Source organism: Modestobacter sp. VKM Ac-2982, from assembly GCF_026967935.1.
GTDB lineage: Bacteria > Actinomycetota > Actinomycetes > Mycobacteriales > Geodermatophilaceae > Modestobacter.
In genome coordinates, this window is the sequence record NZ_JAPVBL010000003.1 from 485,961 (window position 1) to 510,332 (window position 24,372).

18 protein-coding genes, 1 tRNA gene and 1 pseudogene are annotated in these 24,372 nt (G+C 75.8%); 17 read left to right on the plus strand and 3 right to left on the minus strand.

Annotated elements, in window-relative coordinates; genetic code table 11:
• The first annotated feature begins 61 nt into the window (after positions 1–61).
• Entirely contained in the window at positions 62–859 is a 798-nt protein-coding gene (locus O2W20_RS12955) for an oxidoreductase (RefSeq protein WP_269172214.1), read from the plus strand.
• A gap of 48 nt (positions 860–907) precedes the next feature.
• A complete protein-coding gene (locus O2W20_RS12960) occupies positions 908–1,897 on the plus strand; it encodes an aldo/keto reductase (RefSeq protein WP_269172213.1) in 990 nt (329 codons plus the stop codon).
• Between the two features lie 26 nt (positions 1,898–1,923).
• Here O2W20_RS12960 and O2W20_RS12965 read toward each other — a convergent pair whose 3' ends face one another.
• Positions 1,924–2,787, minus strand: coding sequence for an HAD family hydrolase (locus tag O2W20_RS12965; protein WP_269172212.1), 864 nt, complete (start codon positions 2,785–2,787; stop codon positions 1,924–1,926).
• A gap of 125 nt (positions 2,788–2,912) precedes the next feature.
• Here O2W20_RS12965 and ssd point away from each other — a divergent pair, with 125 nt between their 5' ends.
• The 4 genes from ssd to O2W20_RS12985 are packed head-to-tail and all read left to right on the plus strand — an operon-like array spanning position 2,913 to position 6,719.
• Positions 2,913–4,007 (plus strand): septum site-determining protein Ssd, encoded by a 1,095-nt coding sequence (ssd, locus tag O2W20_RS12970; RefSeq protein ID WP_269172211.1) that lies wholly within the window; start codon positions 2,913–2,915, stop codon positions 4,005–4,007.
• Positions 4,004–5,158 (plus strand): TadA family conjugal transfer-associated ATPase, encoded by a 1,155-nt coding sequence (locus tag O2W20_RS12975; RefSeq protein ID WP_269172210.1) that lies wholly within the window; start codon positions 4,004–4,006, stop codon positions 5,156–5,158. Before ssd ends, O2W20_RS12975 begins: the two co-directional genes overlap by 4 nt.
• Positions 5,155–5,952, plus strand: a complete 798-nt coding sequence (locus O2W20_RS12980) for a type II secretion system F family protein (protein WP_269172209.1) — start codon at positions 5,155–5,157, stop codon at positions 5,950–5,952. The genes O2W20_RS12975 and O2W20_RS12980 overlap by 4 nt, the downstream gene beginning before the upstream one ends.
• Positions 5,949–6,719, plus strand: a complete 771-nt coding sequence (locus tag O2W20_RS12985; protein WP_269172208.1) for a type II secretion system F family protein — start codon at positions 5,949–5,951, stop codon at positions 6,717–6,719. The genes O2W20_RS12980 and O2W20_RS12985 overlap by 4 nt, the downstream gene beginning before the upstream one ends.
• 46 nt (positions 6,720–6,765) lie before the next feature.
• Here the strand turns inward: O2W20_RS12985 and O2W20_RS12990 are convergent, their stop codons facing one another.
• Complete coding sequence (locus O2W20_RS12990; protein ID WP_269172207.1) at positions 6,766–8,178, minus strand: DUF3152 domain-containing protein; 1,413 nt, start codon at positions 8,176–8,178, stop codon at positions 6,766–6,768.
• A 316-nt stretch (positions 8,179–8,494) separates the two neighbouring features.
• Between O2W20_RS12990 and O2W20_RS12995 the strand changes: the two genes are divergently transcribed.
• From O2W20_RS12995 to O2W20_RS22800, 3 genes and pseudogenes are all read left to right on the plus strand, one after another.
• Positions 8,495–8,725: a DUF4244 domain-containing protein gene (locus O2W20_RS12995; protein ID WP_269172206.1), complete on the plus strand. Its 231-nt coding sequence runs from the start codon at positions 8,495–8,497 to the stop codon at positions 8,723–8,725.
• A gap of 6 nt (positions 8,726–8,731) precedes the next feature.
• Positions 8,732–9,118, plus strand: a complete 387-nt coding sequence (locus O2W20_RS13000; protein WP_269172205.1) for a TadE family type IV pilus minor pilin — start codon at positions 8,732–8,734, stop codon at positions 9,116–9,118.
• Positions 9,115–9,459, plus strand: a pseudogene (locus O2W20_RS22800) (Rv3654c family TadE-like protein); the annotation flags it as partial. The gene O2W20_RS13000 and the pseudogene O2W20_RS22800, both read left to right, overlap by 4 nt.
• A 30-nt stretch (positions 9,460–9,489) precedes the next feature.
• Here the strand turns inward: O2W20_RS22800 and O2W20_RS13005 are convergent.
• Positions 9,490–12,009: a DEAD/DEAH box helicase gene (locus tag O2W20_RS13005; protein WP_269172204.1), complete on the minus strand. Its 2,520-nt coding sequence runs from the start codon at positions 12,007–12,009 to the stop codon at positions 9,490–9,492.
• A gap of 196 nt (positions 12,010–12,205) precedes the next feature.
• On the opposite strand from O2W20_RS13005, the gene O2W20_RS13010 reads away from it, so the two are divergent.
• The 8 genes from O2W20_RS13010 (at position 12,206) to O2W20_RS13045 (ending at position 24,263) form a co-directional block, all read left to right on the plus strand.
• Positions 12,206–14,467 carry a sodium-translocating pyrophosphatase gene (locus O2W20_RS13010; RefSeq protein ID WP_269172203.1) on the plus strand — a complete coding sequence of 754 codons (2,262 nt, stop codon included), beginning with the start codon at positions 12,206–12,208 and terminating at the stop codon, positions 14,465–14,467.
• A 118-nt stretch (positions 14,468–14,585) separates the two neighbouring features.
• Positions 14,586–14,909 (plus strand): hypothetical protein, encoded by a 324-nt coding sequence (locus O2W20_RS13015; RefSeq protein WP_269172202.1) that lies wholly within the window; start codon positions 14,586–14,588, stop codon positions 14,907–14,909.
• A complete protein-coding gene (locus O2W20_RS13020) occupies positions 14,906–16,435 on the plus strand; it encodes an alpha/beta hydrolase (protein ID WP_269172201.1) in 1,530 nt (509 codons plus the stop codon). The genes O2W20_RS13015 and O2W20_RS13020 overlap by 4 nt, the downstream gene beginning before the upstream one ends.
• A gap of 196 nt (positions 16,436–16,631) precedes the next feature.
• Positions 16,632–19,496 (plus strand): type I DNA topoisomerase, encoded by a 2,865-nt coding sequence (topA, locus tag O2W20_RS13025; protein WP_269172200.1) that lies wholly within the window; start codon positions 16,632–16,634, stop codon positions 19,494–19,496.
• A 33-nt stretch (positions 19,497–19,529) separates the two neighbouring features.
• Complete coding sequence (locus O2W20_RS13030; RefSeq protein WP_269172199.1) at positions 19,530–20,273, plus strand: class I SAM-dependent methyltransferase; 744 nt, start codon at positions 19,530–19,532, stop codon at positions 20,271–20,273.
• 311 nt (positions 20,274–20,584) lie between these two features.
• Entirely contained in the window at positions 20,585–22,858 is a 2,274-nt protein-coding gene (gene tmk, locus O2W20_RS13035; RefSeq protein ID WP_269172198.1) for a dTMP kinase, read from the plus strand.
• A 73-nt stretch (positions 22,859–22,931) separates the two neighbouring features.
• Positions 22,932–24,119 (plus strand): DNA polymerase III subunit delta', encoded by a 1,188-nt coding sequence (locus tag O2W20_RS13040; protein WP_269172197.1) that lies wholly within the window; start codon positions 22,932–22,934, stop codon positions 24,117–24,119.
• Between the two features lie 71 nt (positions 24,120–24,190).
• Positions 24,191–24,263, plus strand: a tRNA-Thr gene (locus tag O2W20_RS13045).
• Positions 24,264–24,372: the final 109 nt, after the last annotated feature.

Below are 24,372 nucleotides of genomic sequence, written 5' to 3' on the forward strand. Positions count from 1 at the left end.
ATGCGGCGGGTGGTGCGGGGCGGCGTGGGCCCTGCGGTCCCGGACTCGTACCGTCGCGGTCGTGACGATCCCGCTCCGCCCCGGCGCCGGCCCTGCCCCCCGGCCCGCGGCTCGCCCGACCGGCCCCGACCCGCTCGCCCCGCTGCTGGAGCTGCCCGACGTCGCCGCGGCGGCCGAGGACGCGCGCGCCGCGGTGGACCGGCTGCTCGGCCACAAGGTGCTGCGCCGCGAGTCCGCCGGGGTGAGCGCGGAGTCGGCGCTGCGCGGTGCCCGGGCGTCCGCTGCCCTGCAGGGCGTGGACCGGCCGCTGGCGGACCTCCGCGCAGGCGAGGTCACCGACCCGGTCGTGCAGGGCGCGCTGCGGGTCTCGGTGGGCCTCGGCTCGATGGTGGAGACCTGGGAGCGGGCGCCCGGGCAGGTGCTCGCCCGGCTGCACGTCCTGGCCGCCACCGACCTCGCCGAGCCGGCCGACCTGGGCCGCCCCAGCGGTGCGGCCGGTCCACGGCTGGGCGGGCTCTTCTCGCTCATCACCGGCGCGACGACGGTGCCGGCGGTGGTGGTGGCCGGGGTGGTGCACGGCGAGCTGGCCGCGCTCGCCCCCTTCGGCGTGCAGGACGGCGTGGTCGCCCGTGCCGCCGGTCGGCTGGTCATCATCAGCCGGGGCCTGGACCGCAAGGCGGTCTCGGTGCCCGAGGTCGGGTTCGCCGAACTCGGCCGGGAGGCCTACGACACCGCCCTGGCGGGCTACCGCACCGGCGGCCCGGCGGGGGTGGCCGGCTGGCTCGTGCACTGCTGCCGCGCCACCGAGCACGGCGCCACCGAGGGCCTGGCCATCTGCGAGAGCCTGCTCCGCGGCTGAGCGCGGCGCCGCCCTGCGCCGCCGTGGCAGCACGACCAGACTGGGCGGATGCGCTTCCTCGAGGTCGACGGTCTGGGACAGGTCAGCCGGGTCGGACTGGGCACCTGGCAGTTCGGCTCGCGTGAGTGGGGCTACGGCGACGAGTACGCCGTGGGAGCGGCGCGCGACATCGTCCGGCGGGCCCGGGAGCTCGGGGTCACGCTCTTCGACACCGCCGAGGTCTACGGCTTCGGTCGCAGCGAGAAGATCCTCGCCGAGGCGCTCGGTGCCGACCGGGCCGAGGTGGTCGTCGCCAGCAAGGTCTTCCCGGTGGCGCCGTTCCCCGCGGTCGTCCGCAACCGCGCGACCGCGAGCGCCCGCCGGCTGCAGCTGGACCGGATCCCGCTCTACCAGGTGCACCAGGCCAACCCGCTGGTGCCGGACTCGGTGATCATGCCGGGCATGCGGGCCCTCCTCGACGAGGGCGTGATCGGGGCCGTCGGGGTCTCCAACTACTCGCTGGAGCGCTGGCAGGCGGCCGACCGCGGGCTGGGCAGCCCGGTGGTGAGCAACCAGGTGCAGTTCTCCCTGGCGCACGCGGGGCCGCTGGCCGACCTGGTGCCCTTCGCCGAACGCGAGGACCGGGTGGTCATCGCCTACAGCCCGCTCGCCCAGGGCCTGCTGGGCGGCAGGTACTCCGCGGAGAACCGCCCCGGGGGCGTCCGGGCGATGAACCCGCTGTTCGGCACCGAGAACCTGCACCGGGTCGAGCCGCTCCTCCAGCTGCTCCGGGACGTCGCCGCCGCACACCAGGCGAAGCCGGCGCAGGTGGCACTGGCCTGGCTCCTCGGCCTGCCGCAGGTGGTGGTGATCCCGGGGGCGTCCAGCGTCGAGCAGCTGGAGTCCAACGTGGCGGCCGCCGAGCTGGAGCTGACGCCGGAGGAGCAGCAGGCGCTGACCACCGCGGCGCAGGACTTCCAGCCGGTCTCCACCGGCCGCACGGTCCTGGACCAGGTGCGCGAGAAGGTCGCCGAGGTGCGCAGCCGCGTGGGCGGCTGAGCGGCCGGCGGTGGCCGAGCCGGCGGTCAGGCGCCGCGGCGCCGACGGCGACCGGCGGGGGGCACCACGACCGGGGCGGCGAGCCCGCTGCCGGCAGCCGGGAGGGCACGCAACGTGCGCCGCCGGGCGTACCAGGCCAGCCCGGCCATGGCGGCCCCGACGCCGACCGCGGCGCTGGTGACCACCGGCGTCCGGGCGCCGGAGAACCGCGAGCGCAGGGTGACCGGGCGGGTGAACTCCAGCACCGGCCAGCCGCGCTCGACGGCGGCCTTGCGCAGTCCCTTGTCGGGGTTGACGGCGGTGGGGTGCCCGACCGCCGCCAGCATCGGCAGGTCGGTGACCGAGTCGCTGTAGGCCCAGCAGTCGGCCAGGTCCCAGCCCTTCTCGGCGGCCACCTCGCGCATCGCGGCGGCCTTGTTCTCGCCGTAGGCGTAGAAGTCGATCTCGCCGGTGTACTTCCCGTCGACGGTGACCATCCGGGTGGCGACGACGCGGTCCACCCCGAGCATCTCGCCGATCGGCTCGACCATCTCCGCACCACTGCTGGAGACGATGACGATCTCCCGGCCGGCCGCCTGGTGCGCCTCGATCAGGTCGGCGGCCTCGGCGTAGACCAGCGGGTCGACGATGCCGTGCAGGGTCTCGCGGACGATCTCGTGCACGACGGCGACGTCCCACCCCGTGGTCATCGCGGTGATCTGGCTCCGCATCCGCTCCATCTGGTCGGCGTCCGCGCCGGCCAGGGAGAAGACGAACTGCGCGTAGGCGCCCTTGAGGACGGCTCGCCGGTTGATCAGCCCACCCTGGAAGAACGGTCGTCCGAAGGCCAACGTGCTGGACTTCGCGATGACCGTCTTGTCCAGGTCGAAGAACGCCGCGGCGCGGGTCACATCGCACACGGTAAGGGGATCGGCAGTCCGGGTGGTCGGGCACACCGTCGTCCACACCCGGACGGGTCGTCCACAGATGCCGTCCGGGGGTGGGCCGGGGCCGGTCGGCCCGCTGGGCTGGGCCGGTGTCTGCTGCCTCGCGCGCCCTCGGCTCCGCGCCTCCCGCCCCCGCCCACCCGCTGGTCCTGAGCACCGACCCCGACCTGCTCGACGACCTGCTCCGGCTGCTCGCCGCCGCCGGTGCGACCGCCGAGCTCGCCACCGGGGGAGGCGCACTCCGCCGCGCGCACCGGGACGCGCCGCTGGTGCTCCTCGGCGCCGAGGTGCTGGGCAGTGCGCCGGTGCGGGCGCTGCCGCGGCGCCCGGGTCTGCTGGTCGTCGCCACCGGTGAACCCGCGGCCGAGGTGTGGCCGGCGGCCGTCGAGCTCGGCGCCGAACGGGTGGTGGTGCTGCCCCGGGACGAGGCCTGGCTGGTGGAGCGGGTGGCCGCGGCGGTGCAGGCGCCCGCCCGGCCGGGGTGGCTGACCGTGGTCGGCGGCGCCTGCGGTGGTGCCGGGGCGAGCACCCTGGCGACGGCGCTCGCGGTGGCCGCGGGAGGTGCCGCCGACGGCGGGGTGCTGCTGGTGGACGGCGACGGCTGGGGCGCGGGGCTGGACCTGCTGCTCGGAGCCGAGCGGGAGCCCGGTCTGCGCTGGCCCGAGCTGGTCGGGGCGAGCGGACGGGTGGCCGGCCCGGCGCTCGCCGCCGCGCTGCCCGAGGCCGCCGGGGTGGCGGTGCTGTCCGCCTCCCGGGAGGACCCGCAGGAGCCGCCGGCCGAGGCGCTGCTCGCCGTCTGCGCGGGTGCCCGGGCCAGCGGGTGCGCCGTCGTGCTCGACCTGCCCGTCCGGAGCCCGGCCGCCGAGGTGCTGCTCGCCGAGGCCGACCTCGGTGTCCTGCTCGTCCCGGCCCGGCTGCGGGCGGGGGCCGCCGCCCGCGCCCTGCTGGAGGGCGACCCGCGGCCCTGGTCGGCAGCGCTCGTGGTCAGCCGGCCGGTCCCCGGTGGGCTCAGCCGCGCCCAGGTGGCCGACGTGGTCGGCCGGCCGGTCTTCGCCGAGCTCGCCGCCGACCGGTCGGCAGCGCCGCGGAGCGAACGGGGCGAACCGCCGTCCGTGGCCGCCCGGTCCCCGCTCGGTGGGCTCAGCCGACTGATCCTCGCCGAGCTGGCCGGGCGGGCGGCGTGACCGCGGGGTCGGCGCCACCGCTGGTGGAGCGGGTGCGCGCCCGGCTCGCCACCGGCGTCGGCGCCCCCAGTTCGGCGGCCGTGGCGGCCCTGGTCCGGGAGGAGTCCGGCGGCCTGCTGGGCGACCGCGGGGTGCTCGACGCCGTCCGGGCCGCCACCGACGAGCTCGCCGGGGCCGGCGTCCTGGAGCCGTTGCTGCGCACGCCCGGGGTCACCGACGTGCTGGTCAACGGGCCGGACGAGGTGTGGGTCGACCGCGGCGAGGGGCTGGAGCCGGTCGACGTGCGGTTCCCGGACGAGGCCGCCGTCCGCCGGCTCGCGGTCCGGTTGGCCGCCGCTGCCGGCCGCCGGCTCGACGACGCCGCGCCGTGGGTCGACGCCGGTCTGCCCGACGGCACGCGGCTGCACGCCGTCCTGCCGCCGGTGTCGGGGTCGGGCACCTGCCTGTCCCTGCGGGTGCTGCGCCGGGCGGTGCTCTCCTTCGTCGACCTCTCCGCCCGGGGCGCCCTGCCCGGCGCCAGCGCGGACCTGCTCGCCGCCGCCGTCCGGGCGCGGCTGGCGTTCCTGGTCACCGGCGGCACGGGCACCGGGAAGACGACGGTGCTCTCCGCGCTGCTCGGGCTGGTCGACCCCGGGGAACGCCTGGTGCTCTGCGAGGACGCACCGGAGCTGACGCCACAGCACCCGCACGTCGTCCGGCTGCTCACCCGGCCGCCCAACGTGGAGGCCGCCGGCGCGGTCACGCTGCGGGACCTGGTGCGGCAGGCCCTGCGGATGCGGCCGGACCGGCTGGTCGTCGGGGAGGTCCGCGGCGCCGAGGTGGTCGACCTGCTCGCCGCCCTGAACACCGGCCACGACGGTGGCTGCGGCACCGTGCACGTGAACCGGGCAGCGGACCTGCCGGCCCGGCTGGAGGCCCTCGGCGGTGCGGCCGGCCTGGGCCGGGCTGCGGTCCACAGCCAGGCGGCGGCCGCGCTCGCGCTCGTCGTGCACCTGCGGCGGAGCGCGGCGGGGCGGGGCGTGGCCGAGCTGGGCGTGGTCCGGCGACAGGGGGAGCTGATCGAGGTGGCCGCCGGGTGGCGGGCCGACGGCGGCCCCACCCCGGCGCGCGGGGAGCTGGCCGACCTGCTCGGCGTCCGGGTGCCCGGATGAGCCCGGTGCTGCTGATCCTGGGAGCCGCGCTGCTGGCGTGGCCCTCCGGCGCCGCCGCCCGGTCGCGACGGCTCACGGTGCACGGGCACGGCGGGGTGCGCCCGGACCCCCGTGCCCTGGTCGGGGGCCCCGGGGGCCCGTGGGCGCTCGCGCTGGCGAGCGGGGGAGCCGCGGCGCTGCTGTCCACCCCGGTCGTGGCCGCCCTCGCGGCCGCCTGCGGTGCCGTTGCCGGCCGTGCCCTGCAGGCGCGAGGCCGGGCGGCCGCCGCCGACCGGCGGATCCGGGCCCTCGTGGAGGCCCTCGGCGTGCTGGCCGCGGAGGTGCGCGCCGGGCGGCCGCTCCGGGAGGCGGCCGTGGCTGCGGTCGGCGGCTGCCCGGACCCCGGCACGGCGCGGGCGCTCGAGCCGGTCCTGCGGCTGGGCGCCCCGCCGGCGGGGCCGGCGGACGACGAGTCGAGTCACGCGCTCGTGCGGATCGCCGCCGCGGTGCGGCTGAGCACCCGCACCGGGTGCTCGCTGGCCGGCGTGGTCACCGCCGTCGAGGACGACCTGCGGGCCCGGCTGCGGGCCGGGGAGGAGCTGCGCTCGGCGGTCGCCGGACCGCGGGCCAGCGCCACCGTGCTCGCCGGCCTGCCCCTGCTCGGCCTGCTGATGGGCAGCGGGGTGGGCGCCGATCCGTGGCGGGTGCTCACCACCACGGCCGCCGGGACGGCGCTCCTGGTGCTGGGCGTGGCCCTGGAACTGGCCGGGCTGACCTGGTCGGCCCGGCTGGTCCGGCGGGCGGTGGCCCGGTGAGCGGTGACTCGGTGAGCGGTGGCGCGGTGGACGCGGCCCTGCCGGTCCTGGTCCTGGCCGGAGCGGTGCTGCTGTGGGTGCCGCCCGGGGCCGGCCGCCGGGACCGGGTGCGGTCGTTGCTGGCCGCTCCCGGGGAGGACGGCCGATCCTGGCCGAGCCGCCGGGCGACCGGTCCGCCGGGGACGGCGCGACGGCGGGTGGAGGCGGGCCTGGGCGGGTTGGCGGCGTTCCTGGTGCTCGGTGCCGGGCTGCCGGCCGTCCTCGTCGGACTGGGCGTGGCCGCCGGGCTGGACCGGCTGCTGCGGCGGTCCGGTGCGCCACCGCCCGAGGCCGACTCCCTCGCCCGGGACCTGCCGGTGGCCTGCGACCTGCTGGCCGTCTGCCTGACCGCCGGCACCCCGGTCGGCGCCGCCGTCGCGGCCGTCGGGGAGTCGGTCCCGGGTCCGCTCGGCGACCGGCTGGCCGAGGTGGGCGCGCTGTACCGGCTGGGCGCCGCCCCGCGCCGGGCCTGGGCCGGTGCGCCGCCGCCGGTCGACGCGCTGGCCCGCACGGTGGTGCGGGCCGGGGAGTCGGGGTCGGCCGTCGTCCCGGCCCTGCAGCGGCTGGCCACCGACCTCCGCAGCGCCGGCCGCAGCCGGACCGAGGCCGCGGTGCAGCGGGCGGGGGTCTGGGTGCTGGCGCCGCTGGGGCTCTGCTTCCTGCCGGCGTTCCTGTGCCTGGGCGTCGTCCCGATGGTGCTGGGCATCGCCGGCGACGTCTTCGGCTGAGCGGGACCGGGAACAGGCCCGGGTCACGGACCGCCGGGCGACCCGCTCAGTCGACGTCGAAGCGCCAGTGCGGCTCGGCGGCCGAGTGCAACGCCGAGGCGACGTGCACCGCGAACTGGTCGTAGCCAGGGCCCGTCAGCACGTGCACCTCGGTGCGGCCCGACCCACCCGTCCGGAGCACGCCGATGACGTCGCTCCAGCCGTCCCCGTCGTGGTCGGCCACGAGGAACTCCCAGGACTGGTCGGTGCCGTGCAGCGCCGAGGCGGCGTGCGCCGACCAGCGCTGGTACTGGCTCGCGCCGTCGAGGACGTGCACCTCGGTCTGGCCCGACCCACCGCGGCGGTTGACGGCGTAGAGATCGGGCACGCCGTCCCGGTCGTGGTCGCCGGTGCGCAGCACCCAGTCGGCGGACGTGGTCGGGGCCAGCGGCGTGGCCGTCTGGAGCAGCCAGGAGCCGTAGTCGGTCGCACCGTCGAGGACGTGCACCTCCGTGTTCCCGGAGGCACCGGCGCGGGCGAACGCCAGCACGTCCAGCCGGCCGTCGCCGTTGACGTCGGCCACGTCGAAGGACCACCCGTCCCCACCGGTCGGTGGCAGGGCCGTGGCCGAGTGCAGCTGGAACGCGCCGTACCCGCTGGCACCGTCCAGGACGTGCACCTCCGTACGACCCGACCCGCCGGTGCGCAGGATCCCCACGATGTCGTCCACCCCGTCGTGGTCGCGGTCGGCCACCGCGAAGTCCCAGTCCTCCGGCGACGTCTGGTGCAGGGCGGTCGGCAGGTGCGCCGCGAACGACTGGTGGAGCGATGCGCCGCTGAGCGGATGCACCTCGGTGCCGGTGCCCCCGGCCTGCGAGATCGCGTACAGAGCGGGCACCTCGCTGCGGACGGAGACCCCCTGCCCGTTGGCCGCGGCCTGGCGTTCGCTCTCGATGGGCCAGGTGTTGGTACGGCACCCGCCGAGGGAGATGGACTGCTGCTGCATGACCGGTGCCAGCGCGCCCGGCCCGGTGCAGTCGGTGTGCCCCAGTCCCAGCCAGTGGCCCAGCTCGTGGTTGAGGACGTAGGCGCGGTACTCCCGCACGTCCGGCCAGGTGGAGGTGCCCAGACGCCACCGCTCGTCGTTGATGACGACGTCCCGGCCCACGCGGCAGCTGTACTCCGGGCTGCACACGCTGGAGAAGCCCGGGAGCGCAGCCGGCTCGGCGAGCCACAGCGTGAACGAGCCGCCGGAGGAGACCTCCTGGAAGCGCAGGCTGCCGCCCAGGCTCCACCCGCGCCGGTCGTTGAACGTGGCTTGCGCGATCCGGCGGAAGGTGTCGACGTCGCCCTGCACGGCCCCGCGCGTCTGCACCTCGTAGGTGATCGTCCGGGCGGGCTGTCCGGGCGGCGGGACGCCGGCGGACGCGGGGGGCGCGCCACCGAGCCAGCCGCCGCCGGCGAGCGCTGCAGCGCTCACGAGCAGCACCGTGCCCAGCACGTGCAGCGGATGCCGGCCCCGACGGGCGGGGCCGGCAGCGTGATCGGACGTGGAGCGCCGTCGCCACATTGCTCAACCGTGCCTCCGCCCGGTCCGCCGGCGCAACCACTTGGTTCATGACCGGGTGAGGACGGCGGTCGCTCCGGCCATCGGGCCGCGGCAGTGGGCTGCTGTGCCGGCCGGCGTCCACAACTGCGGGCGTCGTCCACAACCCGGCAGCGGCCGCGGGCGAGGGCGGTGGTCGGCCGCAGGCTCGGGTCGACGGACCGGCAGGCGGTCCGGCGGAGGAGGGGACATGGACCAGCAGTCGCAGGTCGAGGAGCGAGACGGCCGGCGGGTCGCACGGGCCCGGAGGTGGGCTGCGGCCCGTGTGTCGGACGAGGAGGGGATGAGCACCGCCGAGTACGCCGTCGGCACGGTGGCCGCCTGCGCGTTCGCCGCCGTGCTCTACCAGGTGGTGACCGGCGGATCGGTGGTCGCGGCGCTCGGCGAGCTCGTCCAGACCGCGCTCACCACGCTCGCCTGAGTCGACGTGTCGACAGCCGACCGCGGCCGGCGGGCCGGTGTCTCCCGGGAGGCGGGGATGGTGACCGCGGAGACGGCCGTGGTCCTGCCCGTGCTCCTGCTGGTGCTGGCCGCTGCGGTGTCGGCGGTCGTCGTGGTCGGTGCCCAGCTGCGCTGTGTGGACGCCGCCCGGGAGGGGGCTCGAGCGGCGGCCCGCGGTGAGCCGGTGGCCCTGGTGCACGAGCTGGCGGCGCAAGCCGCCCCCGACGGTGCGACGACGGAGCTGGACCTGGGGGAGACGGTGCGCGTGACCGTCGCGGCGACGGTCGAACCGCTGGGACCACTGCCCTGGCGCGTCGAGGTCACGGCGACGGCGACGGGCCTGCGCGAACCGGCAGCGGGTGGCTCGCCGTGACCGGCCGCCAGCCGGACGACGGCGAGCGCGGCTCCGCCACGGTGTGGATGGTCGCGCTGGCGGGGCTGCTCGCCCTGGTCGGCGCGGCCACCCTCCTCGTCGGCGTCGCCGTCGTGGCCCGGCACCGGGCCGCCTCGGCGGCCGACCTCGCGGCCCTGGCCGCCGCCGGCCGGGCCGTGCTGGGCGACCCGGCGGCCTGTGCGGTCGCCGAGGAGGTCGCCGGGGCCAACGGCGCGATGCTCGACTCCTGTCAGGTCGGTGCGGGTGCCGTGGTCGAGGTGCACCTGCACGTCCCGGTGCGGCTGGGTCCGCTTGGCGTCGTCGACGCCCCGGCCCGGGCCCGCGCCGGCCCGGCGCCGCCGGGGACCGGGTCAGAAGACGAGGTCGTCGGGGTCGGGACCGGCCGCCCCCGCCTCGGTGCCGGGGTCGGCCTCCGTCGTGGTGGGGGTGCTGGCGCCGAAGAGGGCGGGCCGGAGCGCCGGCCGCCGGGTCACCTCCAGTTCCTCGGCCGTCAGCTCCGGGGCGTGCGCGAGTTCGTCGAGGACGACGTCGAGCACCCGCACCGCACCGGCCTTGTCCAGCGGGTCGTTGCCGTTGCCGCACTTGGGCGACTGCACGCACGACGGGCAGCCGGACTCGCACTCGCAGCTGGCCACCGTCGCCCGGGTGGCCTGCAGCCAGTCCCGGAGCACCGCGTAGCCGCGCTCGGCGAAACCGGCGCCACCCGGGTGGCCGTCGTAGACCACGATCGTGGCCGCGCCGGTGTCCGGGTGCAGGGCGGTGGAGACCCCGCCGAGGTCCCAGCGGTCGCAGGTGGCCAGCAGCGGGAGCAGCCCGATCGAGGCGTGCTCGGCGGCGTGCAGCGAGCCGGGCAGGGCGGCGTCGTCGACGTCGGCGCGGTCGATCGCCCGCTCGTCCAGCGTCAGCCACACCGCCCGGGTGCGCAGCTGGCGGGGGGGCAGGTCCAGCGGGAACTCGGCGAGGACCTCGCCGGTGCTCAGTCGCCGCCGCTGGTAGGCGACGACCTGGTTGGTGACGTCCACGACGCCGGTGTGCGCGGTGACGGTGCCCAGGTGGCGGGTGCGGTCGGTGGAGACGATCGACAGGTCGACGGTGTCGCGGGCCACCGTCGTCCACTCCGGGCTCTCCGGGTGCACCACGGCGCACGCGTCCTCGACGTCGAGCTCGTCGACCACGTAGGTCTCGCCGCGGTGCACGTAGAGCGCGCCGGTGTGCACGGTCGCGTGCGAGGCGTCGCCGTCGACGGTGCCCAGCAGCCGGCCGGTCGCGCCCTCGATGATCGACACCGGCGCGGCGCCGCTGCCGCGGATGTCCACGTCCGGCCGGCCCCGTCCGGCCCAGTACCAGCCGGTGGGGCGGCTGCGCAGCAGCCCTTCGGTCACCAGCTCCCCGACCTGCGCCTCGGCCACCTCGCCGCCGAAGTCGGACAGGTCGGCGTGGGTCAGGGGCAGCTCGGCGGCGGCGCAGCACAGCTGGGGCCCCAGCACGTAGGGGTTGGCCGGGTCGGTGACGGTCGCCTCGACGGGCCGGCCGAACACCGCGCGCGGGTGGTGAGCCAGGTAGTGGTCCAGCGGGTCGTCCCGGGCGACGAACACGACCAGCGACTCGCGCTGGGCCCGTCCGGCCCGTCCAGCCTGCTGCCACATCGAGGCCAGGGTGCCCGGGTAGCCGGCGAGCACGACGGCGTCGAGCCCGGCGATGTCGATCCCGAGCTCCAGGGCGTTCGTGGTCGCCACGCCCAGCAGGTCGCCGGTCGACAGGGCTCGTTCCAGCTCCCGGCGCTCCTCGGGCAGGTAACCCCCGCGGTAGGAGTCCACCCGGGACACCAGGTCGCCCCGGCCCCGGGAACGGAGGACGGCCCGGGCCTGCTCGGCGACGGACTCCGCGCCGCGGCGGGAGCGCACGAACGCCAGCGTGCGGGCGTTCTGCTCGACCAGGTCGGCCAGCAGCCCCGCCGCATCGGCTGCCGCCGACCGGCGCAGGGGGGCGCCGTGCTCACCGGTCCGCTCCGTCAGCGGTGGCTCCCACAGCGCGAAGGTCGCGCCCGGACGCGGCGAGCCGTCCTCGGTCACCGCCGTCACCGGGGCACCGACCAGCCGGCCGGCGGCCAGCGCGGGGTCCGCCACGGTCGCCGACGCCAGGACGAACACCGGGTCGGCGCCGTAGCGGCGGCAGATCCGCCGCAGTCGGCGCAGCACGTGCCCGACGTGCGAGCCGAACACGCCCCGGTAGGCGTGGCACTCGTCCACGACCACGTAGGCGACCCGGCGCAACGTGCTGGACCACTTCTGGTGGGCCGGGAGGACGCCGCGGTGCAGCATGTCCGGGTTGGTCACGATCCAGCGCGAGTGCCGCCGCACCCACTCGCGCTCCTCCATCGGGGTGTCGCCGTCGTAGGCCGCCGGCCGCACCGAGGGGTCGGCCAGGGCAGCGACGGAGGCCAGCTGGTCCCGGGCGAGCGCCTTGGTGGGGGCGAGGTAGAGGACGCACGCCCGCGGGTCGTCGGCGAGCGCGGTCAGCGCGGGCAGTTGGTAGGCCAGGGACTTCCCCGACGCCGTCCCGGTGGCGACGACGACGTGGCTGCCGGCCCGGGCCAGCTCCGCCGCCTCGACCTGGTGGCTGAACGGCGCCGGCACCCCGCGTTCGGCCAGCCGGGCCCGCAGCGGCGCGCCGACCCAGTCCGGCCACTCCGCCAGTCGGCTGGGGCGGGCCGGCAGTCGGTGGACGTGGGTCACGGGGTCGTCGTCGGCGGCGGTGCCGGACAGCAGGGCCTCGAGCAGGTCGGTGCCCGGCAGTGCGCCACCGGCCGGGTCGGGCGCCGGCGCCGATGGCACGTCCGCCGATCGCCGGACGGAGTGCAGGGACGTCACCACCCCACTGTCACACCGGCGCGCAAGCCGCTGCCGGGACAGCGGGCCGAATGACGCTGAGTGTGAACGGGATCACATCGAGGTCTGGCGGCGGGCCCACCTCCTGCGGCACAGTGCGTCCCACGCCGGGCCCTCCCCGAGCGAGAGCCCGGGGGTGGCTGGCCGGTGCGCGCCCCGCCTCGCCTCGGAGGAACACATGCCCGACACCGACCTGTCCGGAGGGGACCTCGCCCTGGTGGCGATCGCTCTCCTCATCTCCCTCGCCGCCCTCGGCTTCGCCGCCTGGCTGGTCCGCGCCGTCCTGGCCGCAGATCAGGGCACGGCGTCGATGCAGGAGATCGCGAAGGCGATCCAGGAGGGCGCCGGGGCCTATCTGAGACGGCAGTACCGGACGCTCGCCGTGTTCGCCGTCATCGTCTTCGGGTTGCTGCTCCTGCTCCCGGTCGCCGAGGGCGGGCTGGGCACCCGGTTGGGTCGCGCGGCCTTCTTCCTCGTCGGTGCCGGGTTCTCCGCCGCGGTCGGGTTCATCGGGATGACCCTGGCCACCCGCGGCAATGTCCGGGTCGCGGCCGCCGCGGCCGCCGGCGGGCACCGGCCGGCCTTCCGCATCGCGTTCCGCACCGGCGGCGTCTGCGGGATGATCACCGTCGGTCTGGGGCTGTTCGGGGCCTCGCTGGCCCTGCTGCTCTTCCAGGAGACCGCCCCGATCGTGCTGGAGGGGTTCGGCTTCGGCGGGGCGCTGCTGGCGATGTTCATGCGCGTCGGGGGCGGCATCTTCACCAAGGCCGCCGACGTCGGTGCCGACCTGGTCGGCAAGGTCGAGGCCGGCATCCCGGAGGACGATCCGCGCAACGCGGCGACGATCGCGGACAACGTCGGGGACAACGTCGGCGACTGCGCCGGCATGGCCGCCGACCTCTTCGAGTCCTACGCGGTGACGCTGGTGGCCGCGCTGATCCTCGGCCAGATCTTCTTCGGTCCCGTGGGGATGGTGTTCCCGCTGGTGGTGGCCGCGATCGGGGTGATCGCCTCCGTGGTCGGCATTCTGGCCAGCAACCCCAGCAGCAACGACCGGAACTGGATGGCCCCGATCAACCGCGGCTTCTTCCTCTCCGCCGCCGTCTCCCTGGTGCTGGTCGCGGCGGCGGCGTTCACCATCCTGCCGACGATCTCCGACGGTCTGGACATCGCGGTCAGCCCGCAGGTGCTCGGTTTCCTCTCCGTGCTCATCGGCATCGTGCTGGCCGCCGCGATCCAGCAGCTCACCGGCTACTTCACCGAGACCTCCCGCCGGCCCGTCCGCGACGTCGGCCGCAGCTCGCTCACCGGTCCGGCCACGGTGATCCTCTCCGGCATCTCCCTGGGCCTGGAGTCGGCCGTCTACGCGGCGCTGCTCATCGGCACCGCCGTCTACGGCGCCTTCCTCATCGGCGGCGCCGCGGCGCTCTACGCGGTCGCGCTGGCCGGCTGCGGGCTGCTCACCACCGCCGGGGTGATCGTCTCGATGGACACCTTCGGCCCGGTCAGCGACAACGCGCAGGGCATCGCGGAGATGTCCGGGGACATCGACGCCGAGGGCGCCCAGGTGCTCACCGACCTGGACGCGGTCGGCAACACCACCAAGGCGATCACCAAGGGCATCGCGATCGCCACCGCCGTGCTGGCGGCCACCGCCCTGTTCGGCTCCTACAACGCCAGCCTGATCGTCGCGCTGGACGAGGCCGGGTCAGGCCTCGGGAACGCCCTCACCCTGGTCTCCCCGAACAACGTCGTCGGCGCGGTCGTCGGCGCCGCCGTCGTCTTCCTCTTCTCCGGGCTGGCGATCAACGCGGTGTCGCGTGCCGCCGGCCGGGTCGTGTTCGAGGTGCGCGAGCAGTTCCGCACGCACCCCGGGATCATGGACTACAGCGAGCGCCCCGACTACAGCCGTGTGGTCGACATCTGCACCCGGGACTCGCTGCGGGAACTGACCACCCCTGGCCTGCTCGCCGTGCTGGCGCCGGTCGCGGTCGGCTTCGGCCTCGGGTTCGGCCCGCTGGCCGCCTACCTGGTCGGTGCGATCGCCACCGGCACCCTGATGGCGGTGTTCCTGGCCAACTCCGGCGGAGCCTGGGACAACGCCAAGAAGATGGTCGAGGACGGCGCGCACGGCGGGAAGGGCAGTCCGGCGCACGAGGCGACCATCATCGGCGACACCGTGGGCGACCCGTTCAAGGACACCGCCGGCCCGGCCATCAACCCGTTGCTCAAGGTGATGAACCTGGTCGCGCTGCTGATCGCCCCGGCCGTCGTCGGGCTGTCCGTCGGCGAGGGCGCCAACACCGCGCTGCGGCTGTCGATCGCCGTCGGTGCGGTCCTGGTGATCGTGGTGGCCATCGTGGTCAGCAAGCGGCGGTCCAGCGTCGTGGGCGGCGAGACCGACACCCCGGCCGAGACGCTCACCGAGCAGGCGTTCTGACCGGGTTGTGGAGAGCGGCACCGGGTGTGGACGGCGGGCCCCGGGAGGTGCGCCGAGGTCCCTAGCGTCCCTCCCGCCGGTCCCGCCCGGGGCCGTGGTCCGTCGCCGGGAGGCACGTGTGTCCGATCTGATCGACGTCCACCTCGATGCCCTCGGGGCACTGCTCGGCGAGCTGACCGCGCTCGGCGCAGAACTCGGCGAGGAGGCGGGGCTGTGCGCCTCGGCGGGGCGGGCGCTGGGCACCGCGCTGGAGGGGGAGGCGGCGGAGTCGACAGCCGCGACCGGCGCGGCGTGGACCGACCTGGTCACCACGCTGGCCGCGCGCACCCTGGCCGTCGCCGCCACGCTGGCGACCGCGCTGGAGTCCTACCGGGCCTTCGACGTCGGCCTGGCGGGGCAGCTCGGTGGTGACGGCGGTGGCCGGGTCCGGGTGTCGCGGTGACGACGACGGCAGTCATCGCCGGCTGGGACGTCCCGCAGCTGCGGGGAGCGGTGGTCACCCTCGGGGTGCTGACCGATCGACTCGAGCCCTGGCGGGGGCGGCTGGACGAGCTGGGCCGTCAGCTCGGGGCCGCGGGGTCCTGGTCCGGTCCGGCTGGCACGGCGGCCGCGGCGGCGCTCGTCGAGCTCTCGACGATCACCTCCGGCGTCGGTGGGGCGCTGGCCGCCTCGCTGGCCGACCTGACCGGGCTGACCGCCGCGGCGGACGAGGCGCAGGAGCTCGCCGCCGAGGCCCTGGCGGTCGCCGCGGCCGGCGGGGTCGGTCTGGACGGCGCCGGTCGGGCGGTCGGGGTCCCCGCCCCACCTCACCCGGCCATGGCACCGGACCAGCTGGCCGACGTGGAGGCCGCCCGCGGCGCCGCAGTGCTCGCCGAGGAGAGAGCCGAGGGGGCCCGTGTCGCGGCGGTTCGGGCGGCGGCGTGCGCCCGGGCCGCCCGGGAGCCGCTGCTCCGGCTCGGTGCGGTCGACGTCCCGGTACCGGACCGCTTCGCCGACCTGGTGGACCGGTTGCTGCCGGTGCGGGCGCCGCAGGTGCCGGCCACCGCCGGTCCGCGGGGCGCCGCGGCCTGGTGGGCCGGTCTGACGGCGGCCGGGCAGCTGCAGGCGATCGACGGGCAGCCGGGTGCGGTCGGCGCCCTGGACGGTCTGCCGGCCTGGGCCCGCGACCGGGCGAACCGGGCGAACCTGGCCGCGGCGCTGCAGCACCTCCCGCCGGGGTCGGTCGGCCACGACACCGCCCGCGTCGTGCAGCGCACCCTGACCGGGCTGGTGGACGCCGGCTCCGTGGCGCAGCTCCTCCAGTTCGACCCCGCCACCGGCCTGGTGGCGCTGTCCGTCGGCGACCTGGACACCGCTGCCGCCGTGGGTGTCCTGGTCCCGGGGGTCGAGACCACGGTCGGCGACGACCTGCCCGGTCTGGTCGGTGACGCCCGGGACGTCGCGGCGGCCGCTGCGGTGGCGGCCCCGGGCCTGGCCGTGGCGACGGTCGCCTGGCTGGGCTACCGGACACCCCGGTGGTTCACCTCGGTCTCCGAGCACACCTCCCGGCGCGGGGGCCGCGACCTGGACAGTGCGTTGGACGGGCTGGCCGCCAGTCGTGCTGCCCGGGCCGCCGGGCCGGCACCGCGGACGACCGTGCTGGCGCACAGCTACGGGACGGTCGTCACCGGGGAGGCGGCGCGAGCGCCAGGACGGCTGGCCGCGGACGCCGTCGTCCTGCTGGGCAGCCCCGGGACGGGCACGGGCACCGCGGCGGGGCTGGAGGCGGCGGAGGTCTACGGCGCCTGGTCGGCGGCCGACCCGATCGCCTGGTCCGGCTGGTACGGAGCCGGCCCGTTCGACACGAGGTTCGGCGACGTCCCCCTGCCGACCGAGCCGACCCAGGGACACACCCAGTACTACGACCGCGACCGCCCGACCCTGGCCGCCGTCGGCGCGGTCGTGGTCGGCCCGTGGGCGCCGCGATGACCTGCGGATCGGTGCGGGGAACAGTGAGCGACGTCATCCGTTGGAGGTGGACCAGCCGGGGCGTTCCGGTTCACCGCTCGGCCTCCTGGTCCGGTCGTGGCCTACCGTGGCGTCGCCGAGCGGGTACAGCTCGCTCTGCCCCGTGCGCCGCCGGGTCCTCCCCGGCGAATGCACCAGCACCCTCGACAGGAGCACCGTGCCGCCCACCAAGACCACGAAGTCAGCCACCAGCACCGGCGACCGCGCGCCGCGCAAGCGTGCCGTCGCGGCCGGAGGCAAGCCGCTGGTCATCGTGGAGTCGCCGACCAAGGCGAACAAGATCGCTGGGTACCTCGGCAGTGACTACGTCGTCGAGGCCAGCGTCGGGCACATCCGTGACCTCCCGCGCAACGCCGCCGACGTGCCCGCCGCACACAAGGGCGAGTCGTGGGCCCGGCTCGGTGTCGACGTCGACCACGGCTTCGCCCCGCTCTACGTGGTCAGCCCGGACCGGCGGCAGCAGGTGACCCGGTTGAAGCAGCTGGTCAAGGAAGCCAGCGAGATCTACCTCGCCACCGATGAGGACCGCGAGGGCGAGGCCATCGCCTGGCACCTGATCGACACGCTCAAGCCGACCGTGCCGATCCGCCGGATGGTGTTCCACGAGATCACCCGCGAGGCGATCGCCCGCGCCGTGGCGAACCCGCGGGAACTGGACACCGCGCTGGTCGACGCCCAGGAGACCCGCCGCATCCTCGACCGGCTCTACGGCTACGAGGTCTCCCCGGTGCTGTGGAAGAAGGTCCTCCCCAAGCTGTCGGCCGGCCGGGTGCAGTCGGTCGCCACCCGCATCGTCGTGGAGCGCGAGCGCGCCCGGATGCGGTTCACCGCCGCGGACTACTGGAGCCTCGACGGCGTCTTCGAGGTCGCCGAACGGCGCGCCGCGACCGACGCGGGGGAGCCGACCACCCTGCGGGCCCGGCTGGTGACCGTGGACGACAGCCGGGTCGCCACCGGCCGCGACTTCGACGCCGACACCGGCACCGTGACCAGCGACGTCGTCCACCTGGACGAGGCCGGTGCCCGCGGCCTGGCGGCACGCCTGGAGGGCCGGCCGGTCTCGGTCAGCCGGGTCGACGAGCGGGACTACACCCGCAAGCCCTACGCCCCCTTCATCACCTCCAGCCTGCAGATGGAGGCCGGCCGGAAGCTCGGCTGGTCCTCCGCCCAGGTGATGCGGGTCGCCCAGCGGCTGTACGAGAACGGCCACATCACCTACATGCGGACCGACTCGACCAACCTGTCGAACGAGGCGATCACCGCCGCCCGCCGGCAGGCCGCCGAGCTGTACGGCGACGCCTACGTGCCGGCGGAGCCGCGCCGGTACGACAAGAAGGCCAAGGGCGCCCAAGAGGCGCACGAGGCGATCCGCCCGGCCGGTGACTCCTTCCGCACCCCCGGGCAGCTGGCCGGCCAGCTCGCCCGCGACGAGTTCCGGCTCTACGAGCTGATCTGGCAGCGCACCATCGCCTCGCAGATGGCCAACGCCGTCGGCAAGACGCTGAGCATCCGGCTCGCCGGCAGCTCGAGCACCGGTGAGGCCGTCGAGTTCACCGCCTCCGGGCGGACGATCACCTTCCCCGGGTTCCTGCGGGCCTACGTCGAGGGCAAGGACGAGGGCTCCGGCAACGACGACGAGGCCGACGACAGCGAGCGCCGGCTGCCGCGCGTCGAGCAGGGGCAGCGGCTGGACACCCGGGAGCTGGACCCCAAGGGGCACACCACCAGCCCCCCGGCGCGCTACACCGAGCCGAGCCTCACCGCCCGCCTCCAGGAGCTGGAGATCGGCCGGCCCTCGACGTACGCGTCGATCATGCAGACGATCCAGGACCGGGGGTACGTCTGGAAGAAGGGCTCGGCGCTGGTCCCGTCCTTCGTCGCCTTCGCCGTGATGAACCTGCTCGAGCAGCACTTCGCTCAGCTGGTCGACTACGACTTCACCGCGTCGCTGGAACGCGAGCTCGACGAGATCGCCGCCGGGCAGCTGGGCCGGGTCGACTGGCTCACCGAGTTCTACTTCGGTGGCGAGGGCCGGCACGCCGGCGGCATCGGTGCCTCCGGTGGGCTGAAGTCCGTCGTCGGCCAGCGGCTGGAGGAGATCGACGCCCGCGGCGTCAACTCCATCCCGTTGCGGGCGGTGGCGCCCGACGGCGAGCCCGTGGTCGTGCGGGTCGGCCGGTACGGGCCCTACCTGCAGGCCGGCGGCGAGGACGGCGCGCGGGTGAGCCTCCCCGAGGACATCGCGCCCGACGAGCTGACGACCGAGCGTGTCACCGAGCTGCTGAACGCCCCCTCCTCGGACCGGGAGCTGGGCACCGACCCGGAGTCCGGGTTCCCGGTGGCGGTGAAGGCGGGCCGCTACGGCCCCTACGTCACCACGGTGGTGCCCGAGGGCAGCAAGGAGACCTCGCGGACCGCCAGCCTGTTCAAGACGATGACGCCGGAGACCGTCACCCTGGAGCAGGCGCTGAAGCTGCTCACCCTGCCGCGCACCATCGGCAAGGACGCCGAGGGCGCGGAGATCCAGGCGCTCAACGGCCGGTACGGGCCCTACATCAAGAAGGGCACCGACTCGCGCTCGCTGGAGAGCGAGGACGCGCTCTTCACGATCACCCTCGACGAGGCGCTGGCGATCTTCGCGCAGCCCAAGCAGCGGGGCCGGGCTGCGGCCAAGGCGCCGCTCAAGGAGCTGGGCGCGGACCCGGTCAGCCAGGGGCAGGTCACGGTGCGCGAGGGCCGCTTCGGCCCCTACGTCACCGACGGTGAGGTCAACGCCAGCCTGCGCAAGGGCGACGAGGTCGAGACGATCACCCTGGAGCGGGCGGCCGAACTGCTCGCCGACCGCCGTGAGCGGGCGCCGGTGAAGAAGAAGGCGGCCAAGAAGACCGCTGCGAAGAAGGCGCCGGCGAAGAAGGCCACCGCCAAGAAGGCCACCGCGAAGAAGACGACGGCGAAGAAGACGGCCGCCGAGCCGGCACAGGCCGCCTCCGAGGTCGAGGAGCGGGTCCCGGCCGGCAGCTGACGGAGCCGGACGGGCGGGTCGGAGGGAGGCCGGGTGGAGGGCTGGGAGCAGCGGCGGACGTCGTTCGGTGCGGTCGCGGCCGACTACGCCGCCCTCCGGCCCACCTACCCGGCCGACGTGGTCGGGTTCCTGCTCGGCGACGCCCCGCGCCGGGTGCTGGACCTGGGGGCCGGGACCGGCCTGCTCACCGACCGGCTGGTGGCCGCCGGGCACGAGGTGGTCGCCGTCGACCTGTCCGGGGAGATGCTGGCGCAGCTGCGCGAGCGGTTGCCCCGGGTGCGGGTGGCCACCGGGGGAGCGGAGTCGATCCCGCTGCCCGACGCGGACGTGGACGCGGTCGTCGCCGGGCAGGCCGCACACTGGTTCGACGTCGCCCCCGCAGCTGCCGAGCTGTGCCGGGTGCTCCGGCCGGGCGGCGTGGTCGGCCTGGTCTGGAACACCCGCGACGAGCGGGTGCCGTGGGTGCGCGCCCTCGGTGAGCTCCTCGCCGACGAGGCACGCGACCACGAGGCCGACCAGACGGTGGTGGCCCGGTTCGCTGCCGAGCTGCCCGCCGACGTGGAGGTCCTCGACTCCGCCGTCGCCCAGCTGGTGACGCAGGACGAGGTCGTCCGCGGCATCGGCACCCGCAGCTACGTCGCGACGATGGACGGCGCCCGGCGGGCGGAGTTCCTCGGCCGAGTCCGGGAACTGCTGTCCACTCACCCCGACACCCGCGGCCGCACCCAGCTCGAGCTGCCGTACACCACCCGCGCCCACCGGCTCTCCCCGCGCTGAGCCCAGCACGCGAACGGGTCGGGACAGCCGGGGGCGCGTGACCCGGACGAGTCGTCGACCGGACGGATTCGTCGGTCCGGACCGGTACGGTGACCACGCCGAGGCCATGACACGGCCATGTCCCGCGGCGCTCCGGTGCCGCCACACCCCGGGGGTCCCCGATCAGCTCCGACCCGACGGGTCACCGTCCCGCGGACGACCCGTCCGCCGACCGGCCGTCGCCCGATGGCCCGCTGGCCGCACCCGGCGGGGGCCTCGACGACACCACCGGCGACGGCACCACGGGCGACGGCGTCGCCGGCCCCGCCCCCGTGGCCCCGGGCGACGGCCTGCCGCCCGCCGGGGTGCCGACCCCGGAGGACGCCGCGACCCCGCCACTGGCCGGGCTGGCCGACGGCCTCCCGGCGGACGGACCGCAGCCCTCCGGCGCCGAGGCCCCGTCCGAGGACGCAGGCCAGGACGGCGCGGACCTCGACGAGTCGGCGCAGGCCGGTGCGGGCGAGGTCGGGCTGATGGCCCGGGTCCGGGCGGTGCTCCGGGTCCGCGACTTCCGCAAGCTGTGGCTGTCGATGTCGCTGTCCAGCTTCGGCGACTGGCTCGGCCTGCTGGCGATCACCGCGACCGCCACCACGCTGGTCGACGGCTACATGGCCAGCAACCTGGCCCTCAGCGGCGTCCTGCTCTTCCGGCTGCTGCCGGCGCTCGTGCTCGGGCCGCTGGCCGGGGTCTTCGCCGACCGGTTCGACCGGCGCAAGACGATGGTGGTCACCGACCTGTTCCGGTTCGGCCTGTTCGCCTCGATCCCGGTGGTCGACAACCTGGTCTGGCTGTTCATCGCGCAGTTCCTGATCGAGGTGGTCAGCCTCTTCTGGACCCCGGCCAAGGACGCCGCCGTCCCGAACATGCTCCGCAAGGACCAGTTGGAGCCGGCCAACCAGTTGTCGCTGGTCACCACCTACGGGATCACCCCGGTGCTCGCCGGTGGCGTCTACGCGGTGCTGAACACCTCGGGTGGCCGGCTGAACCAGTTGTTCCCCGGGCTGGACCAGATCGCCCTCGCCCTGTACCTGAACGCGCTGACCTTCCTGGTCGCGGCCGTCGTCATCTGGAACCTGCCCTCGATCAGCGGTCGCCGGGCCACCCGGCCCGAGGTGCCGCAGGAGAGCTTCCTCGGCTCGCTGAAGGCGGGCTTCTCCTTCGCCGGGCACACCCGCCTGGTCCGCGGGCTGATCCTCGGGATCGCCGGGGCCTTCGCCGCTGCCGGTGCGATCATCGCGACCGGGCAGTTCTACGTGAACGCCCTGGGTGGGGGGCAGGCGGCCTACGGGCTGCTGTTCGGGGCCGTCTTCGTCGGCCTCGGTCTGGGCATCGCCGTGGGCCCCAGCATCGCCCACGACCTCGCCCGGGAGCGGATCTTCGGGGTGGCCATCGTCGGCGCCGGGATCGCCGTGCTGTTCATGTCGTGGATCGCCACGTTGTGGGTGGCGCTGCTGCTGGTCGTGTTGATGGGCTTCTTCGCCGGCATCGCCTACCTGGCCGGCTTCACCCTGCTCGGCACGGAGGTCGACGACGCGATCCGCGGCCGCACGTTCGCGATCGTCCAGTCCCTCGTCCGCGCCTCGTTGATCCTCTCCCTCGCGACGGTGCCGATCGGCGTGGGCGTGATCGGTCAGAACCAGGTCGACGTCGGCGTCCTGACGCTGGCGGTCACCGGGGAGCGGGTCATGCTGTTCGTCGCCGGCCTGCTGGCCGTGGGCGTCGGCGTGGTCGCCTACCGGCAGATGGACGACGGCCGCCCGGTGCCGCTGCTGGCCGACGTGGTGACCGCACTGCGCCGGGACACCACCGCACGCCGCCGGCTGGCCGGCGGTGGGGTGTTCATCGCCTTCGAGGGCGGCGAGGGGGCGGGCAAGTCGACGCAGGTGCGCCGCCTGCAGGAGTGGCTGACGGGGGAAGGGCTGGTCGCCCGGACCACTCGCGAACCGGGCGGGACGGCGCTGGGCGGGAAGGTCCGGGCGCTGCTGCTGGACCCGGCCAGCGCCGGGCTGTCGCCGCGGGCCGAGGCGCTCATGTACGCCGCCGACCGCGCGCAGCACGTGCACGACGTCCTCCGCCCCGCACTGGACGCCGGCGAGGTGGTGATCACCGACCGGTTCGTGGACAGCTCGCTGGCCTACCAGGGCGCCGGCCGCACGATCCCGATGGACGACGTCCGCTCGATCTCCCGCTGGGCCACCCAGGGGCTGCGGCCCGACCTCACCCTGCTGCTGGACCTGCCACCCGAGGTCGGCCTGGCCCGGGCCCGGGGGCGGGCCGCCGCCGACCGGCTGGAGTCGGAGTCGCTGGACTTCCACCAGCGGGTGCGCCGGACGTTCCTCGCCCTGGCCGAGGCCGAGCCCGACCGCTACCTGGTGCTCGACGCCCGCCGGTCGCCGGAGGAGATCGCCGCCGCCATCCGCACCCGGGTGAGCGTGCTGCTGGAGGGCCTGCCGCTGCAGCAGCTCCCGGCCGACGTGCCGGTGCCGCACAGCCGCCGCGGCAGCGACCACCTCCAGACGGGGCCGACCCCTCAGCTGCACCCATGAAGGACCCCGTCCTCCGCACCCCTCGCAGGCTCGGGGCGAGCCTCTGGACGGGGCCGGGACCGGCTGGGAGAGGATGGGCCACGTGACGGTCGGTGGGGTGTGGGCCGACGTGGTGGGGCAGCCGGCCGTGGTGGCCGAGCTGCAGGCCGCGGTGGCCCAGCCGGCGGCGATGACGCACGCCTGGCTGTTCACCGGGCCGCCCGGCTCCGGCCGCTCGGTGGCCGCCCGCGCCTTCGCCGCCGCGCTGCAGTGCCCGGCCGGCGGCGACGGCACCTGCCACGCCTGCCGCACCGTGCTGGCCGGCAGTCACGCCGACGTGCACCGGGTGGTGCCCGAGGGGCTGTCCATCGGGGTCGCCGAGGTGCGGCAGATCGTCCGGACCGCGGGCCGGGCGCCGTCCCAGGGCCGCTGGCAGATCGTGGTGGTCGAGGACGCCGACCGGATGACCGAGCAGGCCTCCAACACCGTGCTGAAGATGCTGGAGGAGCCCCCGCCGCGGACGGTCTTCCTGCTGTGCGCGCCCTCGCTGCACCCCGACGACGTGCCGGTCACCATCCGCTCCCGCTGCCGGGTGGTGGCGCTGCGCACCCCGCGGATCGACGCGGTCACCGAGGTGCTGGTCCGCCGGGACGGCATCGACCCGGCTCTGGCCGCCTGGTCCGCGGCGGCTGCCGGCGGGCACGTCGGGCGGGCCCGGCACCTGGCCCAGGACGAGTCGGCCCGGCTGGCGCGCAAGGCGGTGCTGGACATCCCGCTGTCGCTGGTCTCGCTCGCGGCGTGCCTGCACGCCGCCGACGACCTGGTCGGGACGGCCAAGGACGAGTCGGACAAGACCGTCGCCGAGGTCGACGCGGTCGAGACCGACGCCGTCAAGGCCAGCCTGGGTGTGGGCGCGCGCGGGCCGGGGGTCGCTGCCGCCAGTCGCGGGGCCGGTCAGCTCAAGGAGCTGGAGACGCGGCAGAAGCGGCGGGCCACCCGGATCGGCCGGGACTCCCTGGACCGGGCGCTGGTCGACCTGGCGGCGCTCTACCGGGACGCGCTGGTGATCAGCTCGACGAGTGGTGCGGCCGGGGAGCTGACGTTGCCGCTGGCCCACCCGGACCGCCGGGCCGACGCGGTGGAGCTGGCCCGCCGGATCGGCGCCGAGGGAGCGCTGCGCCGGATCGACGCGGTGCTGGCCGCGCGCACCGCCCTGGAGCAGAACGTGAAGCCGCAGATCGCCGTCGAGGCGCTGACCGTCGCCCTCCGCCTGCCCGCCTGAGCCGCCCCGCCACCCCGGCGGGGGTGTCGCAGGAGGGGGGTGGCGGTGCCGTAAGCTCACTCGCGCAGTCCGCCGCCTTAGCTCAGTCGGTAGAGCGTCTCACTCGTAATGAGAAGGTCGTCGGTTCGATTCCGACAGGCGGCTCCCCTTCCCCCTCCGTCTCCCACCCAGGCGGGCGCGCCTCATCGGTGTGCCGCAGGAGACCGGCGTCGACAGCGGTCCCCGGATGCGGAACGGCGGCGCACCCGGGTGG